This window comes from Streptomyces sp. NPDC059696, assembly GCF_042733745.1.
Classification (GTDB): domain Bacteria; phylum Actinomycetota; class Actinomycetes; order Streptomycetales; family Streptomycetaceae; genus Streptomyces.
Genome location: NZ_JBHWFG010000019.1, coordinates 71312 through 89335 on the forward strand (window position 1 = coordinate 71312; position 18024 = coordinate 89335).

At 70.1% G+C, this 18024-nt stretch carries 13 protein-coding genes and 1 tRNA gene; 8 read left to right on the forward strand and 6 right to left on the reverse strand.

Annotated elements, in window-relative coordinates:
- Positions 1–164 precede the first annotated feature (164 nt).
- The 5 genes from ACFV20_RS21630 to ACFV20_RS21650 all read left to right on the forward strand — a co-directional run bounded on the left by ACFV20_RS21630 (position 165) and on the right by ACFV20_RS21650 (position 5862).
- Positions 165–1394 (forward strand): branched-chain amino acid ABC transporter substrate-binding protein, encoded by a 1230-nt coding sequence (locus ACFV20_RS21630; protein WP_385658772.1) that lies wholly within the window; start codon positions 165–167, stop codon positions 1392–1394.
- 137 nt (positions 1395–1531) lie between these two features.
- Positions 1532–2461, forward strand: coding sequence for a branched-chain amino acid ABC transporter permease (locus ACFV20_RS21635; protein WP_190200413.1), 930 nt, complete (start codon positions 1532–1534; stop codon positions 2459–2461).
- 4 nt (positions 2462–2465) lie between these two features.
- Positions 2466–4280 (forward strand): branched-chain amino acid ABC transporter permease, encoded by a 1815-nt coding sequence (locus ACFV20_RS21640; protein ID WP_385658774.1) that lies wholly within the window; start codon positions 2466–2468, stop codon positions 4278–4280.
- A 5-nt stretch (positions 4281–4285) separates the two neighbouring features.
- Positions 4286–5149, forward strand: coding sequence for an ABC transporter ATP-binding protein (locus ACFV20_RS21645; RefSeq protein WP_385658776.1), 864 nt, complete (start codon positions 4286–4288; stop codon positions 5147–5149).
- Positions 5146–5862 (forward strand): ABC transporter ATP-binding protein, encoded by a 717-nt coding sequence (locus ACFV20_RS21650; protein ID WP_385658778.1) that lies wholly within the window; start codon positions 5146–5148, stop codon positions 5860–5862. Before ACFV20_RS21645 ends, ACFV20_RS21650 begins: the two co-directional genes overlap by 4 nt.
- 73 nt (positions 5863–5935) lie before the next feature.
- Here ACFV20_RS21650 and ACFV20_RS21655 read toward each other — a convergent pair whose 3' ends face one another.
- Positions 5936–6592, reverse strand: coding sequence for an ANTAR domain-containing response regulator (locus tag ACFV20_RS21655; RefSeq protein ID WP_385658780.1), 657 nt, complete (start codon positions 6590–6592; stop codon positions 5936–5938).
- Positions 6593–6694: 102 nt separating this feature from the next.
- Here ACFV20_RS21655 and ACFV20_RS21660 point away from each other — a divergent pair.
- Together ACFV20_RS21660 and ACFV20_RS21665 are read left to right on the forward strand one after the other, a co-directional pair.
- Positions 6695–6778: transfer RNA gene (locus ACFV20_RS21660), tRNA-Leu, on the forward strand.
- A gap of 88 nt (positions 6779–6866) precedes the next feature.
- Positions 6867–7655: a helix-turn-helix domain-containing protein gene (locus ACFV20_RS21665; protein WP_385658781.1), complete on the forward strand. Its 789-nt coding sequence runs from the start codon at positions 6867–6869 to the stop codon at positions 7653–7655.
- A gap of 5 nt (positions 7656–7660) precedes the next feature.
- Here the strand turns inward: ACFV20_RS21665 and pyk are convergent, their stop codons facing one another.
- Together pyk and ACFV20_RS21675 are read right to left on the reverse strand one after the other, a co-directional pair.
- Entirely contained in the window at positions 7661–9097 is a 1437-nt protein-coding gene (gene pyk, locus ACFV20_RS21670) for a pyruvate kinase (protein ID WP_385658782.1), read from the reverse strand.
- A 239-nt stretch (positions 9098–9336) separates the two neighbouring features.
- Positions 9337–10056, reverse strand: a complete 720-nt coding sequence (locus ACFV20_RS21675) for an SIMPL domain-containing protein (protein WP_385658784.1) — start codon at positions 10054–10056, stop codon at positions 9337–9339.
- A gap of 163 nt (positions 10057–10219) precedes the next feature.
- On the opposite strand from ACFV20_RS21675, the gene ACFV20_RS21680 reads away from it, so the two are divergent.
- Positions 10220–12022 carry a bifunctional metallophosphatase/5'-nucleotidase gene (locus ACFV20_RS21680; RefSeq protein WP_385658786.1) on the forward strand — a complete coding sequence of 601 codons (1803 nt, stop codon included), beginning with the start codon at positions 10220–10222 and terminating at the stop codon, positions 12020–12022.
- Between the two features lie 13 nt (positions 12023–12035).
- Here ACFV20_RS21680 and ACFV20_RS21685 read toward each other — a convergent pair whose 3' ends face one another.
- The 3 genes from ACFV20_RS21685 to pepN all read right to left on the reverse strand — a co-directional run bounded on the left by ACFV20_RS21685 (position 12036) and on the right by pepN (position 17984).
- Positions 12036–13448: a lysine N(6)-hydroxylase/L-ornithine N(5)-oxygenase family protein gene (locus ACFV20_RS21685; protein WP_385658787.1), complete on the reverse strand. Its 1413-nt coding sequence runs from the start codon at positions 13446–13448 to the stop codon at positions 12036–12038.
- Positions 13445–14827: a pyridoxal phosphate-dependent decarboxylase family protein gene (locus ACFV20_RS21690; protein ID WP_385658789.1), complete on the reverse strand. Its 1383-nt coding sequence runs from the start codon at positions 14825–14827 to the stop codon at positions 13445–13447. Before ACFV20_RS21690 ends, ACFV20_RS21685 begins: the two co-directional genes overlap by 4 nt.
- Positions 14828–15491: 664 nt before the next feature.
- Positions 15492–17984, reverse strand: a complete 2493-nt coding sequence (gene pepN / locus ACFV20_RS21695; protein WP_385658791.1) for an aminopeptidase N — start codon at positions 17982–17984, stop codon at positions 15492–15494.
- Positions 17985–18024: the final 40 nt, after the last annotated feature.

The following is an 18024-nucleotide window of genomic DNA, read 5'->3' on the forward strand; positions in this document are numbered from 1 at the left end:
CAAGAAAGTCACAAGCGAGCCCGCACCACTGACCATGCCCTTACCCCGGGCTTAGAGTCACGGCCAGTCACCGCCTCCATCGGGAGTTCGGTACCAGCGCGGCACTCACCCCCCGACCAGGGCGGGGCCTGCCTGTGAAAGGACTGATTGTGCGACAGCGTTCCTTGGTGATTCTTACCTCCGTTCTCACGACCGGAGCTCTGACTCTCACCGCCTGCGGCTCCCGAGACGACAGCGGTGACAAGGGCGGAGACAACGGGAGCGGCACGACGCTGACCATCGGCGTCGACGCCCCCCTCTCCGGTGAGAACTCCACCACCGGCCTCGGCATCCAGTACGGCGCCCAGATCGCCGTCGACGACGCCAACAAGAACAACTGGGTCCCGGGCGTGAAGTTCAAGCTCACGGCCCTGGACGACAAGGCGCAGCCCGCCACCGGCCAGTCCAACGCCACCAGCATCGTCGGCGACAAGACCGCCGTCGGCGCCGTCGGCCCGCTGAACTCCGGCGTCGCCCAGACGATGCAGCAGGTCTTCGCCTCGGCGAACATGGTGCAGATCTCCCCCGCGAACACGGCGCCCGAGCTGACCCAGGGCAAGAACTGGCAGACGGACAAGAAGCGCCCGTTCAAGACCTACTTCCGCACCGCCACCACCGACGAGCTGCAGGGCAGCTTCGCCGCCGGCTACGCGTACAACGGCCTCAAGAAGAAGAAGGCCTTCGTCGTCGACGACAAGCAGACCTACGGCGCCGGCCTCGCGAAGATCTTCAACGAGCAGTACAAGAAGCTCGGCGGCAAGGTCGTCGGCACCGACCACGTCAACACCGGCGACAAGGACTTCGGCTCCCTCGTCACGAAGATCAAGAACTCCGGCGCCGACCTGCTCTACTACGGCGGCCAGTACGACGAGTCCGCGCTGATCACCAAGCAGCTCAAGGACGCCGGCGTCAAGATCCCGCTGTTCGGCGGCGACGGCATGTTCGCCTCGACCTACATCGAGGCCGCCGGCAAGTCCTCCGAGGGCGACCTCGCCACCGCCATCGGTGTCCCCGCCGACACCCTGCCCGCGGCCAAGACGTTCATCCAGACGTACAAGGACAAGGGTTACAAGGGCGACTACGGCGCGTACGGTGCCTACGCCTACGACGCCACCACCGCCATCATCAAGGCCGTCAAGGCCGCCGCCGACGCCAACGGCGGCAAGGTGCCCAGCGACATCAACGACCTGCGCTCCAAGGTCGTCGACGGTGTCCAGAAGTCCGACTTCGAAGGCCTCACCGGCAAGATCTCCTTCGACCAGTACGGCGACACCACCAACAAGCAACTGACGGTCTACCAGGTCGAGAAGGGTGCCTGGAAGGACGTGGAGACCGGCACCGCCGACCTGAAGTAGTCGGCCCGCCACAACGCCGCACCACGGGCCGCGCGGAAGGGGACCCCGACCGCGCGGCCCGTTTCCACACCCCCACACAGCACACGACCACGCACACATCCAGTGCACACGACCACCAGCGACATGGAGGCCATGCGGTGAACACCCTGCCGCAGCAGCTGGCCAACGGGCTGCTTCTAGGCTCGATGTACGGGCTGATCGCCATCGGCTACACGATGGTGTACGGCATCGTCCAGCTCATCAACTTCGCGCACGGCGAGATCTTCATGACCGGGGCCTTCGGCGCCCTCACGGTCTACTTCTACATCCTGCCCGACGGCACCTCGATGGCCCTCGCCGTACCGCTCATGCTCCTCGGCGGCGCCCTCGTGGCCATCCTCATAGCCGTAGGGGCGGAACGGTTCGCCTACCGACCACTGCGCGGAGCACCACGCCTGGCACCGCTCATCACCGCCATCGGACTGTCCCTGGCCCTCCAGGAGGTCGTGCGCAACTTCTACCCCGGCGCCGACCGCGCCCGCGCCTTCCCCGGTCTCGACGCCACCCACGACATCGGCTCCGTCACCATCAAGGACGCCGACATCTTCCTCATCCTGGCCGCCGTCATCTGCATGGCCGCCCTCGCCCTCTTCGTGCGCCGCAGCCGCACCGGCCGCGCCATGCAGGCCACCGCGCAGGACCCCGACACCGCGCAGCTGATGGGCATCGACACCAACCGCATCATCGTCATCGCCTTCGCCATCGGCGGTTTCTTCGCGGCCGTCGCCGCCGTCGCCTACGGACTCAAGTACGGCAACGTCGACTACCGCATGGGCTTCCTGATGGGCCTCAAGGCCTTCACCGCGGCCGTCCTCGGCGGCATCGGCAACATCTACGGCGCCATGCTCGGCGGTGTCGTGCTCGGCATCGCCGAAACCCTCGCCTCCGCCTACATCGACGAGATCCCCGGCATGCAGCAGCTCGGCGGTCAGAGCTGGGCCAACGTCTGGGCCTTCTGCCTCCTCATCCTCGTGCTCCTCTTCAGGCCACAGGGCCTGCTCGGCGAGCGCGTCGCGGACAGGGCGTGATCACATGACCGAGACGACCAAGACCGAAGTGCCGGACGCCGTCCCCACCCCGACGCCCGCACCGCGTGGACTCATCCCCCTGCCCGCAGCGGCCGCCCGCGCCCTGCTGCTCGGCGGCGGCATCGCCACCGCCGCCTCCGCGTACCTCGCCTGGACCTGGACCGCCGAATTCCCCGGCGACCTCACCTACAACGGCTACCCCGGTGGCCTGCAGTGGCTGACCTTCACCGCCGGCGTCCTCACCGCTCTGTTCGCGCTCGCCTCCTACGGCGTCCGCGGCCTCGGCTGGCTGCTGCCCGCCCGCAACAACGCACCCCTCGTGCTCAACGCGCTCGGCGGCTTCGCCGTCACCTGGTTCACCGTCATCGCCATCAGCGCCAAGCTCGGCGGTGTCGTCAACCTCGAACCCGGTGGCTGGATCGCGGCCGTCGCCTCCCTGCTGCCCGTCATCGGCGCCTTCGCCCTCCCCCAGGAACGCACCGGCACCGACGGCACCAAGGAAGCCATCAAGGCCTACATCGCCAAGCCCGACCACATCCCCGCAGCCCAGGCCGTCGCGCCCTGGATCCAGCGGGCCGTCATCACCGTGGTCACCATCATCGGCCTCGGCGTCTTCACCTACGGCATCGACACCGAGTACGGCGAACTCTTCATCGGCTACCTCTTCGTCGTCACCTTCGCCATGTGGGCCCTGCACACCGCCGGCCTCATGGACCGCTTCTCGGCCCTCGTCGCCGCCAACCGCAGCTTCACCCTCGCCATGGGCTTCGCCGCGGCCATCGCCTTCCCCTTCACCCAGACCGACGACCACTACGCCAACATCGGCGTCAACATCCTGATCTTCGGGACCGTGGCCCTCGGCCTCAACATCGTCGTCGGCCTCGCCGGACTCCTCGACCTCGGATACGTCGCCTTCCTCGGCGTCGGCGCCTACACCGCCGCCCTCGTCTCCGGCTCCGAGTTCTCCACGATCTCCGGCGTCCACCTGCCCTTCTGGGCCTCCGCCCTGGCCGGCGCCGCCGCCTCCCTCGTCTTCGGCGTCCTCATCGGCGCCCCGACCCTGCGACTGCGCGGCGACTACCTCGCCATCGTCACCCTCGGCTTCGGAGAGATCTTCCGCATCGCCGTCAACAACATGGACGGCGACTCCGGACCCGACGTCACCAACGGCCCGAACGGCATCGCCAACATCCCCGACCTCAACTTCTTCGGGTTCAACTTCGGCCAGGCCCACGACATCGGCGGATTCACCCTCGGCCGCTTCGCCAACTACTACCTGCTGATGGTCCTCATCATGGCCATCGTGGTCCTGGTCTACACACGCGCCGCGGACTCCCGCATCGGCCGCTCCTGGATCGCCATCCGCGAGGACGAGACCGCCGCCACCGCCATGGGCATCAACGGCTTCCGCGTCAAGCTCGTCGCCTTCGCCCTCGGCGCCTCCCTCGCCGGCCTCGCCGGCACCGTCAGCGCCCACGTCACCTACAGCGTCGTCCCCACGCCGTACCAGTTCGCCGGCTCCACCCCGCCCAACTCCGCGTTCCTCCTGGCCGCGGTCGTCCTCGGCGGCATGGGCACCGTGGCCGGACCGCTCCTCGGCGCGGCCCTGCTCTACCTGCTCCCCGAGAAGCTGGTCTTCCTCCAGGACAAGTCGCTCCTCGCCTTCGGCATCGCGCTCATCCTCCTGATGCGCTTCCGCCCCGAAGGCATCATCGCCAACCGCCGGCGCCAGCTCGAATTCCACGAGACCGGCCAACTCGACGTACCCAAACAGACCACGCTGACCGACGAACCGGCCGTCACCAAGGCGGGGGCGTAACGAACATGACGACACCTGTACTCGAAGCACGCGACGTCACGATGCGCTTCGGCGGCCTCACCGCCGTACGCTCCGTCGACTTCACGGTCAACGCCGGCGAGATCGTCGGACTCATCGGCCCCAACGGCGCCGGAAAGACCACCTTCTTCAACTGCCTGACCGGCCTGTACGTCCCCACCGAGGGCACCGTCTCCTACAAGGGCACCGTCCTCCCCCCGAAGCCCCACCTGGTCACCCAGGCCGGCATCGCCCGCACCTTCCAGAACATCCGTCTGTTCGCCAACATGACGGTCCTGGAGAACGTGCTCGTCGGACGCCACACCCGCACCAAGGAAGGCCTCTGGTCGGCCCTCCTGCGCGGCCCCGGCTTCAAGAAGGCCGAACGCGCCAGCGAGGAACGCGCCATGGAACTCCTGGAGTTCATCGGCCTCGCCCACAAGCGCGACCACCTCGCCCGCAACCTCCCCTACGGCGAACAGCGCAAGCTCGAGATCGCCCGCGCCATGGCCTCCGAGCCCGGCCTGCTGCTCCTCGACGAGCCCACCGCCGGCATGAACCCCCAGGAGACCAGAGCCACCGAGGAACTCGTCTTCGCCATCCGCGACAAGGGCATCGCCGTCCTCCTCATCGAGCACGACATGCGCTTCGTCTTCAACCTCTCCGACCGCGTCGCCGTCCTCGTCCAGGGCGAGAAGCTCGTCGAGGGAACCGCCGAAGTCGTCCAGGCCGACGAGCGCGTCGTCGCCGCCTACCTGGGCGAACCCTTCGAAGGCGACCCCGGCGAGGCCGAAGCCGCCGAGGTCACGGCCGCCGAAGCCGCCGCCGACGCGACCAGCACCACCAGCAGCACCAAGGGAGAAGCCCAGTGACCGCACTCCTCGAGGTCGAGGACCTCCGGGTCTCCTACGGCAAGATCGAAGCCGTCAAAGGCATCTCCTTCAGCGTCGAGGCCGGCCAGGTCGTCACCCTCATCGGCACCAACGGCGCCGGCAAGACGACCACCCTGCGCACCCTGTCGGGCCTGCTGAAGCCCACCGCCGGGAAGATCCTCTTCGACGGCAAGCCGCTGAGCGGCGTCGCCGCCCACAAGATCGTCGCCCTCGGCCTCGCCCACTCCCCCGAGGGCCGGCACATCTTCCCCCGCCTCACCATCGCCGAGAACCTCCAGCTCGGAGCGTTCCTCCGCAAGGACAAGGACGGCATCGAGAAGGACATCCAGCGCGCCTACGACCTCTTCCCCATCCTCGGGGAACGCCGCAAGCAGGCCGCCGGAACCCTCTCGGGCGGTGAGCAGCAGATGCTCGCCATGGGACGCGCCCTGATGTCCCAGCCGAAGCTGCTCATGCTCGACGAGCCCTCCATGGGCCTCTCCCCGATCATGATGCAGAAGATCATGGCGACCATCTCCGAGCTGAAGTCCCAGGGCACGACGATCCTCCTCGTCGAGCAGAACGCCCAGGCGGCCCTGTCCCTGGCCGACCAGGGACACGTCATGGAGGTCGGCAACATCGTCCTGTCCGGAACGGGCCAGGACCTGCTGCACGACGAGTCGGTGCGCAAGGCGTACCTGGGCGAGGACTGAGGCCCCGCCCGTACGCCGAGAGGCCCGTCCCCCTTCTGCACCGGAAGGGGGACGGGCCTCTCGCGTCGGGCCGTCAGGCCTTGTTGGCCTTCTTCTCGTCGGCGTCCTGGATGACCGCCTCCGCGACCTGCTGCATCGACATCCGCCGGTCCATCGACGTCTTCTGGATCCACCGGAAGGCGGCCGGCTCCGACAGGCCGTACTCCGTCTGCAGGATCGACTTCGCCCGGTCCACCAGCTTGCGCGTCTCCAGCCGGAGCGTGAGGTCGGCGACCTCCTTCTCCAGCTCCTTCAGCTCCGTGAACCGCGAGACGGCCATCTCGATCGCCGGCACGACGTCGGTCTTGCTGAACGGCTTCACGAGGTACGCCATCGCACCGGCGTCCCGGGCCCGCTCCACCAGGTCGCGCTGCGAGAACGCGGTCAGCATCAGCACCGGCGCGATGCTCTCCTCCGCGATCTTCTCCGCCGCGGAGATACCGTCCAGCTTCGGCATCTTCACATCGAGGATGACGAGATCGGGCCGGTGCTCACGAGCCAGCTCCACCGCCTGCTCCCCGTCCCCGGCCTCACCGACGACGGTGTACCCCTCCTCCTCCAACATCTCTTTGAGATCGAGCCGGATCAGCGCCTCGTCCTCGGCGATGACGACCCGCGTCGTCATCGGGGGCACGTGCGACTTGTCCTCTTCAGGCACGTCAACAGGCTGGGGCGACTCGGGGGCACTCACGTGGGCTCCTTGGTAGGGGCAGGCCGGTACTGCTCCCCAGCAGCGTACCTAGCAGCAAGGGCCCACGGTGAACCGGTACACTGCTGATCGGTCCCCTGACATGCCCGGTTGGAGGAACTGGTCAGACTCGCGGCACTCAAAATGCCGTGCCCTTTGGGCATGTGGGTTCGAATCCCACACCGGGCACCGCAAGATCAAAAGCGGAGGATCACGTTCGCGTGGTTCTCCGCTTTTTGCTGCCCACCGTCACCGTCAGTGACGCACAGTGGGACGCATGAACCTCCATGGCACTGACGTGCGACAGCAAGCCGTCACTCTCCTGCGCGGGGGCGCGAGGAACGCGGAGGTGGCCCGTGCGCTCAACGTGCCCCTGGGGACGGTCGGCTACTGGAAGCACCTCGACCGGGCGAAGGGCGGCGAGTGTCCCGGCCGCCACGATCCGAAGTGCCCCCGGTGCGACGGGCGGGATCTGGACGAGCCCGCCTACTCCTACCTGCTGGGCCTGTATCTCGGTGACGGCCACATCAGCCACTATTCAGAGCACCGCGTGCCCAACCTCATGATCACGTGCACGGAGTCATGGCCAGGGCTCATGGACGACTGCGAGCAGGCCATGCGTGCGGTCTTCCCCGACAATGCCGTCTGCCGGGTCCGCAAGACGGGCTGCCGCAACGTGAAGGTCTACTCGAAGCACCTGCACTGCCTTTTCCCACAGCACGGACCCGGCAAGAAGCACGAACGCCGCATCGCCCTCGAACCCTGGCAACAGGCAATCGTCAACGCCCACCCCTGGCAGTTCGTCCGCGGCCTCATCCATTCCGACGGGTGTCGGATCACCAACTGGACGACCCGCATGGTCGCCGGTGAGCGGAAGCGCTACGAATACCCCCGGTACTTCTTCACGAACGCCTCCGATGACATCCGGCGGCTCTGCACCGACACACTGGACAGGCTCGGCGTCGAATGGACGCTCTGCACCCGTGACGGCGACCCGTTCAGCATCTCCGTCGCCCGCAAAGCCTCCGTGGCTCTCATGGACGCCCACGTCGGGCCCAAGTACTGACGGTGCTAGTGAGGGGTGTCGTCCTCGCCGATGTGGTGGACGCGGAGCATGTTCGTCGAGCCCGGGACGCCGGGCGGGGAGCCGGACGTGATGATGACCGTGTCGCCCCGGCGGCAGCGGCCGTAGCGGAGGAGGAGTTCGTCGACCTGGTCGACCATCGCGTCCGTGGAGTCGACGCAGGGGCCGAGGAAGGTCTCGACGCCCCAGGTCAGGCTGAGCTGGGAGCGGGTCGCCTGGTCGGGGGTGAAGGCCAGGAGGGGGATCGGCGAGCGGTAGCGGGAGAGGCGGCGGGCGGTGTCGCCGGACTGGGTGAAGGCGACCAGGAAGCGAGCGCCCAGGAAGTCGCCCGTCTCCGCCGCCGCTCGGGCGACCGCACCGCCCTGGGTGCGGGGCTTGTTGCGTTCGGTCAGGGGCGGGAGCCCCTTCGCCAGGATGTCCTCCTCCGCCGCCTCGACGATGCGCGCCATCGTGCGGACCGTCTCGACGGGGTGCTTGCCGACGCTCGTCTCGCCGGAGAGCATCACCGCGTCGGTGCCGTCGATGACCGCGTTGGCGACGTCGGAGGCCTCGGCCCGGGTCGGGCGGGCGTTGTCGATCATCGAGTCGAGCATCTGGGTGGCGACGATGACCGGCTTGGCGTTGCGCTTGGCCAGTTGGATGGCGCGCTTCTGGACGATCGGGACCTGTTCCAGTGGCATTTCGACGCCGAGGTCCCCGCGGGCCACCATGATGCCGTCGAAGGCGGCGACGATGTCGTCGATGCTCTCGACGGCCTGCGGCTTTTCGACCTTGGCGATGACGGGGAGGCGGCGGCCTTCCTCGTCCATGATGCGGTGGACGTCCTGGATGTCGCGCCCGGAGCGGACGAAGGACAGGGCGATGACGTCGAAGCCGGTGCGCAGGGCCCAGCGGAGGTCGTCCTCGTCCTTCTTGGAGAGGGCGGGGACCGAGACGGCGACGCCGGGGAGGTTGAGTCCCTTGTGGTCGCTGATCACGCCGCCTTCGAGGACGGTGGTGTGGACGCGGGGGCCGTCGACGGCGGTCACTTTGAGGCAGACCTTGCCGTCGTCGACGAGGATGCGTTCGCCGGTGGTGACGTCGGCGGCGAGGCCGGCGTAGGTGGTGCCGCACATGTGCCCGTCGCCTTCGACGCCGTCCTCGACGGTGATGGTGAAGGTGTCGCCGCGTTCGAGGAGTACGGGGCCTTCGGTGAAGCGGCCGAGCCTGATCTTCGGGCCTTGAAGGTCGGCGAGGAGGCCGACGCTGCGGCCGGTCTCGTCGGCTGCTTTCCGCACCCGGTGGTAGCGCTCCTCGTGTTCGGCGTGGCCGCCGTGGCTGAGGTTGAATCGGGCTACGTCCATTCCGGCGTCGACCAGGTCTTTGATCCGGTCGTACGAGTCGGTGGCGGGTCCCAGGGTGCAGACGATTTTTGCTCGGCGCATGAAACGAGCCTATGAGTTACCGACTGGTAGTGAATTGGCCGGGCATGACGACTCAACAGACTTTCAGTGAAGCGTTATTGACAAGTGTTGAATTGTGCGGCCGGGTGCTCTGATGAGCACGTGAAAGAATTCGGTCGCGTTTTCGAGGATTGCCCCGCAAGGGATTGCCCCGCCGGGGATTGCCCCGCCGGGTATCACAAGCGCGGGGATCGCAGGCGCGGTGATCACAGGCGCGGGGATCACAGGCGTGGCGGCACCATGGTGAAACGGGCGTTGATCGCGGCGTGGACGCGCTGGCGCTGGGGTTCGAGGTCGAGGGGGGCCGGGGTGTCCTCGGCGGCACCGGCGAAGGCCGCCGAGCGCATGCGGCCGGGGGCCTGGGGGTAGGCCGGCGGGGCGCTCTCGGCGCCGATATCGGCGAGTTCGACCAGGGCGGAGAGGCTGGTGCCGAGGGCGTCGGCGTATTCACGGGCGCGCTGGACCGCTTCGCGCACTGCCTTCTTGCGGGCTTCGCGGTGGGCGGGCGAGTCGGGACGCAGGGCCCACCAAGGGCCGTCAACGCGGGTGAGGTCGAGGTCGGCGAGGCGGGTGGTGAGTTCGCCGAGGGCGGTGAAGTCGGTGAGTTCGGCGGTGACGCGGACGCTGCCGTGGTAGGTGCGGACGCGTTCGCCGCGGCCGTGCCGGGCGAGTTCGGGTGTGATGGAGAAGGCGCCGGTCTCCAGGCGTTCGACGGCGTCGCCGTAGGACTTGACGAGGTCGAGGACTCCGGTGTTGCGGCGGGTGAGGTCGTCGAGGGCGGAGCGGCGGTCGCGGCCGCGGGCGGCGACGGTGATGCCGATGCGGGCGATCTCGGGGTCGACTTCGAGGCGGGCTTCGCCGCGGACGGCGATGCGGGGGGCCTCGGGCGTGCCGTAGGGGACGGCGGGCTGGGAGGCGTCTGGGGTGGAGGCCGCGGTCATACGCCCCACTCTGTCATGTCTGGGCCGGTTGGCGGCCGGGGATGGGGAGGGCCGAGTCACCAGATCGCAACCTGCCGGGTCTGTTGCGGCCGGTGCGGGCGGGTCAGAATCTACGCGCGTTATCTACGCGCGTCGTTCAGAGATTCCGCTAGGGGAGCCAGACATGCCGTTGAACCGCCGGAAGTTCCTGGGGAAGTCCGCTGTGACCGGAGCGGGGGTGGCGCTGGCCGGTGCGGTCTCGGCGCCGGGCGCCCAGGCCGCCGAGGCGCGTGGCGGACGGCCCGCGAAGCGGTACGCGTTCACCGTGATGGGCACGACGGACCTGCACGGCAACGTCTTCAACTGGGACTACTTCACGGACAAGGAGTTCGACGACAAGGACCACAACGACGTGGGCCTGGCGAAGGTCTCCACGCTCGTGAACCGGGTCCGTGCGGAGAAGGGCCGCCGCAACACGCTGCTGATCGACGCGGGCGACACCATCCAGGGCACGCAGCTGTCGTACTACTACGCCAAGGTGGACCCGATCACCGCCGAGGGCGGACCGGTGCACCCGATGGCGCAGGCGATGAACGCGATGGACTACGACGCCGCGGCGCTCGGCAACCACGAGTTCAACTACGGCATTCCGGTGCTGCGCAAGTTCGAGCAGCAGTGCGACTTCCCGCTGCTGGGTGCGAACGCGCTGGACGCGAAGACGCTGCGGCCGGCGTTCGCGCCGTACAGCATGCACCGGCTGCGCACGCCGCACGGGCGGGACGTGAAGGTGGCGGTGCTGGGGCTGACCAACCCGGGCATCGCGATCTGGGACAAGGCGAACGTGCAGGGCAGGATGACGTTCCCGGGTCTGGAGGAGCAGGCGGCGAAGTGGGTGCCGAAGCTGCGGTCGATGGGCGCGGACGTCGTCATCGTGTCGGCGCACAGCGGCTCGTCGGGCACGTCGTCCTACGGTGACCAGCTGCCGTACATCGAGAACGCGGCCGCCCTGGTGGCCGAGCAGGTGCCCGGCATCGACGCGATCCTGGTCGGGCACGCGCACACGGAGATCCCGGAGTACTTCGTCGCGAACAAGAAGACCGGCAAGAAGGTCGTGCTGTCGGAGCCGCTGAAGTGGGGCCAGCGGCTGACCCTGTTCGACTTCGAGCTGGTCTGGGAGAAGGGCTGCTGGAAGGTCGAGAAGGTCGGTGCGAAGGTCCTCAACTCCAACACCGTGGAGGAGGACCCGAGGATCACGAAGCTGCTGGCGGACGAGCACGAGAAGGTCGTGGCGTACGTCAACCAGGTCATCGGCACGAACGCGGCGGAGATGACGTCGGCCGAGGCGCCGTACAAGGACGTGCCGATCATCGACCTGATCAACCACATCCAGGCGGACACGGTGAAGCAGGCGCTGGCGGGCACGGAGCACGCCGCGCTGCCGGTGCTGTCGCAGGCGGCGTGCTTCTCGCGCAGCGCCCGGATCCCGGCGGGCCGGGTGACGATCCGGGACGTGGCGGGCCTGTACGTCTTCGAGAACACGCTGGAGGCGCGTCTGATGACGGGTGCGCAGATGAAGGCGTACCTGGAGTTCTCGGCGAACTACTACGTGCAGACCGGCGCGGACGCCCCGGTGGATCCGGCGAAGCTGACGAACGCGAACGGCACGCCGGACTACAACTACGACGTGGTGAGCGGTCTGTCGTACGAGATCGACATCGCGAAGCCGGCCGGGTCGCGGGTGACGAACGTGCGTTTCGGGGGTCAGCCGCTCGCGGACGACGCGACGTTCGTGTTCGCGGTGAACAACTACCGGGCCAACGGCGGCGGCAACTTCCCGCACGTCGCCGCGGCCCCGGTGCTGTGGTCGAACTCGGAGGAGATCCGCAACACCATGATCGCCTGGGTGAAGGCGAAGGGGTCGATCGACCCGGCCGCGTTCGCGGGGGTGGACTGGAAGCTCACCCGTAACGGCACGCCCGTGTTCTGAGCCGCGGGTCTCGTCACCTCCGGTCGTCGACCAGCGGGGTCAGGGCCGGCGCCTCGCGGGGCGGCGGGACGTGGGTCCGCTGCGTGAGGCCGAAGGTGGTGAAGGCGGTGCGGGCGGGGAGTGCGTAGGCCTCCCCGCCCGTCACGGAGTTGAGGATGATCGCGCTGCGCCAGGCGGCGAGGCCGAGGTCGGGGGCGCCGACGCCGTGGGTGTGGGTCTCGGCGTTCTGGACGTACACCGTGCCGGTGACGGACGGGTCGAGGACGAGCCGGTGGTCCTCGTCGACGCGGGGGCGTTCGCGGTTGTCGCGGCGCATGTAGGGGTCGAGGCCGGCGAGGATCCGGTCGAGGGGGCGCTCGCGGTAGCCGGTGGCGAGGACGACGGCGTCGGTGGTGAGGCGGGAGCGGCTGTCCTGCGGGCCGTGTTCGAGGTGGAGTTCCACCTTGGTCGTGGCGACGCGGCCGGCGGTGCGCACGCGTACCCCGGGGGTGAGGACGGCGTCGGGCCAGCCGCCGTGCAGGGTGCGGCGGTACAGCTCGTCGTGGACGGCGGCGATGGTGGCGGCGTCGATGCCCTTGTGCAGCTGCCACTGGCCTTCGACGAGCCGGTCGCGGGTGGATTCGGGCAGGGCGTGGAAGTAGCGGGTGTGGTCGGGGGTGAAGTGTTCCAGGCCGAGCTTGGAGTACTCCATGGGGGCGAAGGCCTCGGTGCGGCCCAGCCAGTGCAGTCTCTCGCGTCCGGCGGGCCTGTTGCGGAGCAGGTCGAGGAAGATCTCGGCGCCGGACTGTCCGATGCCCACGACGGTGACGTGCTCGGCGGCGAGGAGTGCGGCGCGGTGGTCGAGGTAGTCGGCGGCGTGCAGCACGGGCACGCCGGGGGCGTCGACGAGGGGCTTGAGCGGGTCGGGGACGTAGGGCTCGGTGCCGATGCCGAGGACGACGTCGCGGGTGTAGGTCCGGCCGAGGGCTTCCGCTTCCCCGTCCGCGTCGAGCTGGGTGAAGTCGACTTCGAAGAGGTCGCGTTCGGGGTTCCAGCGGACGGCGTCGACCTGGTGCCCGAAGTGGAGCCCGGGGAGGTTCTCGCTGACCCAGCGGCAGTAGGCGTCGTACTCGGCGCGCTGGATGTGGAAGCGCTCGGCGAAGTAGAAGGGGAAGAGCCGCTCGCGGGACCTGAGGTGGTTGAGGAAGGTCCAGGGGCTGGTGGGGTCGGCGAGGGACACCAGGTCGGCGAGGAAGGGGACCTGGATGGTGGCGCCGTCGATGAGCAGGCCGGGGTGCCAGGCGAAGGCGGGGTTCTGGTCGTAGAAGACGGTGTCGAGGCCGGCGAGGGGCTGGGCGAGCGCGGCGAGGGAGAGGTTGGCGGGGCCGATGCCGATGCCGACGAGGTCGCGGGGGGCGTCGGGTTCGGGGGTCGGGGCGGGGTTCATCGGGGGGTGTGTCCTTCCACGAGGGTGGCTCGGCTCGCTGCCGCGAGGTGCAGCAGGGCGGCCAGGTCGTCGGGCCCGGTGGCGGGGTTGAGGAGGGTGGCTTTGAGCCAGAGCCGGCCGTCGAGGCGGGCCCGGCCGAGGACGGCGGTGCCGTCGCCGAGCAGGGTGCGGCGCACGGCGGCGACGGTGGTGTCGCGGGCGCCGGTGGGCCGGAACAGCACCGTGCTGATGACGGGCGGGGCGTGCAGCTCGAAGTCGGGGTGCCGGTCGACGAGGGCGGCGAACTGCCGGGCGTGGTCGCAGACCTGGTCGACGAGGGCGCCGAGGCCGCCGCGGCCCAGGGTCTTGAGGGTGACGGCGATCTTGAGGACGTCGGGGCGGCGGGTGGTGCGCAGGGAGCGGCCGAGCAGGTCGGGCAGTCCGGCCTCGGTGTCGTCGGGGGCGTTGAGGTAGTCGGCGTGCTGCCGCAGGGCGGTGAGGTCGCGGGCGTCCCTGACGGTGAGGAGTCCGGCGGCGACCGGTTGCCAGCCGAGTTTGTGCAGGTCGAGGGTGACGGTGTCGGCGGCGTCGAGTCCGGTGAGGCGGGCGCGGTGCCGGTCGCTGAAGAGGAGGCCTCCGCCGTAGGCGGCGTCCACGTGCAGCCGGGCGCCGTGGGCGGCGCAGCGGGCGGCGATCTCGGGCAGCGGGTCGATGCGTCCGGCGTCGGTGGTGCCGGCGGTGGCGGCGACGAGCAGCGGGCCGGGTAGGCCGGTGAGGGCCTCGTCGAGGGCCTGGGGGTTGAGTGTGCCGCCCGGGGCGGGTACGACGACGGGTTCGGGCAGCCCGAGCAGCCAGGCGGCGCGGGGCAGCGAGTGGTGGGCGTTGGCCCCGTGCACGAGCCGGACGGATCCGCCGTGTCTCTCCCGGGCGAGGAGCAGGGCGAGTTGGTTGGATTCGGTGCCGCCGGTGGTGACGAGGGCGTCGGTGGCGCCAACCTGCTGGGCGAGCGTCCGGGTGACGAGCGTCTCGAGTTCGGTGGCGGCCGGGGCCTGGTCCCAGGAGTCCAGGGACGGGTTGAGGGCCGAGGCGGCGAGGTCGGCGGCGGTGGCGACGGCGAGGGGTGGGCAGTGCAGGTGGGCCGCGCACAGGGGGTGGGCGGGGTCGGCGGCGCCTTCCGCGAGGGCCCGGACCAGGGTGTGCAGGGCCTGCGGGTCGCCCTGCTCGGGGAGGATCTCCCCCACCGCTTCCCGCAGGCGCCTGGCGACTGTCTCGGGCCCGCCCGCGGGCAGCGGCCCACCGCGCGCCCGGGTGCCGGTGTCCAGCGCGTCGAGGACGGTGCCGAGCAACGGCCGCAGGGCGTGGGGCCCTTCGGGGCCTGAGGCGAGGGGCGGCGTGCTCATGGGGCTGACCTCCGGGGCGCGGGGCGATACGCCCGCACGGCTCAACGACCCGACCCGGCTGGAGGTATCTCCACCCGGGGAAACCGGCCGACGCCAGGGGGGCCGACGACACGCCGAACGGGCCGACCCGGAGGCCTGCCGACCAGGAACCGGGACGGCCCCGCACGTCCGCCGCACCGCTGCCCCACAGAGGCGAGCCTGCATGTCCGCCGCACCGCTGCCCAGGAGAGGGGGCGGACCCGCACGGTCCGCCACCCCGGAAACGGCCGGACCGAATCCGCCCGCCCGCCGCACCGCTGCCCCGGAAACGGCCGGAGCCGATCTACCCGTCCGCCCATTCGGAGACCGGCCCGGCCGCGCGGGTGCCGGAGTCGGCGGTGCGGCTCGGGCCGGGGCGCGGTGGAACGGACGGGACCGGACCGGACCGGACGGGGCGGGACGGGGCGGGGCGGGACCGGACAGGACGGGACCGGACGGGGCGGGGCGGGACCGGACAGGACGGGACCGGACAGGACGGGACCGGACAGGACGGGACCGGACGGGACGGGACGGGACGGGACCGGACAGGACGGGACCGGACGGGACGGGACGGGACGGGACCGGACGGGGCGGTCAGTCGCCGGTCGGGTATCCCAGGGCGGCGTCGGCCGGTTTCCCGCCGGGGCTAGTCGGCGTCACCCCGCTGTACCCGCAACGCCCTCGCGAGGTCGTCCAGTTGGTCCACCAGTTTGCGGCGCAGCGCCGGGATCGGGGCGGCGTCGCGCAGGCATTCCTCGCCGAGGCGGAGGGTGTCGGCGTCGACGGCGTGGGCGGGGAAGGCCCAGCGGCCCGCGGCGTCGGCGATGGCCGGGCCGCGGCGGTCGGCGACGGCGACCGCGTCGGCGAAGTAGCGGGCGACGTACTCGCGCACCAGGTCGGCCTGCTCGGGCTGCCAGAAGCCGCGTGCGGTGGCGGTGAAGAGGTAGTTGGACAGCTCGTCGGAGCCGAACATGGCCTCCCAGGCGCGGGTCTTGGCGTCCGGGTCGGGCAGCGCGGCCCGGCAGCGGGCGGCGCCCTCCTGGCCGGTGGCGCTCGGGTCGCGTTCCAGTTCGGCGGCGATGGCGGTCTCGTCGGTCGCGCCGAGGGCGGCGAGCCGGGCGAGCACGCGCCAGCGCAGCTCGGGGTCGAGTTCGGGGCCGCCGGGGACGGTGCCGTCGGCGAGCCAGGCGGCGATGGTGTCGGGGTGGGCGGCCACGTCGATGCGGTGGCGTACGGCGATCAGGCGCAGCCCGGGGTTGTCGCCGTCCTCGGTGCGGCGGATGAGGTCGCGGCACAGGTCGGAGAGGGTCGCGAGGGCGGCGGGCCGTTCCTCGGGGGCGAGGTAGCGGTCGGCGACGTACGTGGTGGCGAAGGCGAGCACGCCTTGGACGATGGCGAGGTCCGTCTCCAGCGGGAGGTGGGCGCGGGCGGTCTCGAGGTAGGCGTGGGGGGCGAGTTCGCCGTCGCGGACGGCGTCCCGGAGGGCGTTCCAGACGACGGCGCGGGTCAGCGGCTCGGGCAGGCCGGACAGGTCCTTGCGGACGGTCTCGAAGGACTCGGGGTCGAAGCGGACCTTGGCGTAGGTGAGGTCGCCGTCGTTGAGGAGGAGCAGGGCGGGCCGCTTGCCGATGGGGTGGGCGTCGCTCTGCGGGAGGTCGAGGTGGCGGCGTTCGCGCAGGACGAGCTGGCCGCCGTCGTCGCCGAGGTCCCGGTCGTAGAGGCCGACCGCGATGCGGTGGGGGCGGCTGCCGGTGCGGTCGACGGTGAGGGCGCAGGTGCCGTGCTCGCCGGGGGCGACGCGCGGGGTGAGGGTGTCGACGCCGGTGGTGCGCAGCCAGGCGTCGGCCCAGGCGTGGACGTCCCGGTCGGTGGCGTCGGCGAGGTTGTCGATGAAGTCGGCGAGGGTGGCGTTGGAGAACTTGTGCCGGGCGAAGTGGGTGTTGATGCCGGCGAGGAAGTCCTTCTCGCCGAGCCAGGCGACGAGTTGGCGCAGCGCGCTGGCGCCCTTGGCGTAGGAGATGCCGTCGAAGTTGAGCAGCGCGGAGGCGGTGTCGTCGACGGCCTCGGGGGCGACGGGGTGGGTGGAGGGGCGCTGGTCGGCGTCGTAGCCCCAGGACTTGCGGGTGACGCCGAAGTCGGTCCAGGTGTCGGAGAAGCGGGTGGCTTCGGTGAGGGTCTGGTAGCCCATGTACTCGGCGAAGGACTCGTTCAGCCAGATGTCGTCCCACCACTTGAGGGTGACGAGGTCGCCGAACCACATGTGCGCCATCTCGTGGGCGATGACCATCGCGCGGGTCTGGCGTTCGGTGTCGGTGACGGCCGAGCGGTAGACGAACTCGTCGCGGAACGTGACCAGGCCCGGGTTCTCCATGGCGCCGGCGTTGAACTCGGGGACGAAGGCCTGGTCGTAGGAGTCGAACGGGTAGGGCTCGTCGAACTTCTCGTGGTAGCGGTCGAAGCAGGCGCGGGTGATGTCGAGGAGTTCGTCGGCGTCTGCGTCCAGGTAGGGGGCGAGGGAGCGGCGGCAGTGCAGGCCGAAGGGCAGGCCGCGGTGCTCGGTGCGCACGGAGTGCCAGGGGCCCGCGGCGACGGCGACCAGGTAGGTGGAGATGAGCGGGGTGGGGGCCGCCGTCCATACGCCGTCGGTCTGTTCGGTGATGCCGTTGGCGAGGACGGTCCAGTGCTGCGGGGCCTTCACCGACAGGTCGAAGACGGCCTTCAGGTCGGGCTGGTCGAAGGCGGCGAAGACGCGCTGGACGTCCTCCATGAACAGCTGGGTGTAGACGTAGGTCTCGCCGTCGGTGGGGTCGGTGAAGCGGTGCATGCCCTCACCGGTGCGGGAGTAGCGCATCCGGGCGTCCACGCGCAGTTCGTGCTCGCCGGCGGTCAGGTGCGGCAGGGCGAGCCGGTTGCCGTCCAGGGCCTCGGGGTCGAGGGGGTGTCCGTCCAGGGTGACGGAGCGCAGCTCGGCGGGCTTGAGCTCGACGAAGGTGTCCCCGTCCACGCGGGCAGCGAACCTGATCAGGGTGCGGGAGTCGAAGGTCTCGTCTCCGCCGGTCAGGTCGAGTTCGATCGTGTAGCGGTGGACGTCGAGGAGCTCTGCTCGGGTCTGCGCTTCGTCGCGCGTCAGTACGGACATGCGTGACATGCTGCCTGATGCCGTCGGGCAGGCACAGAGG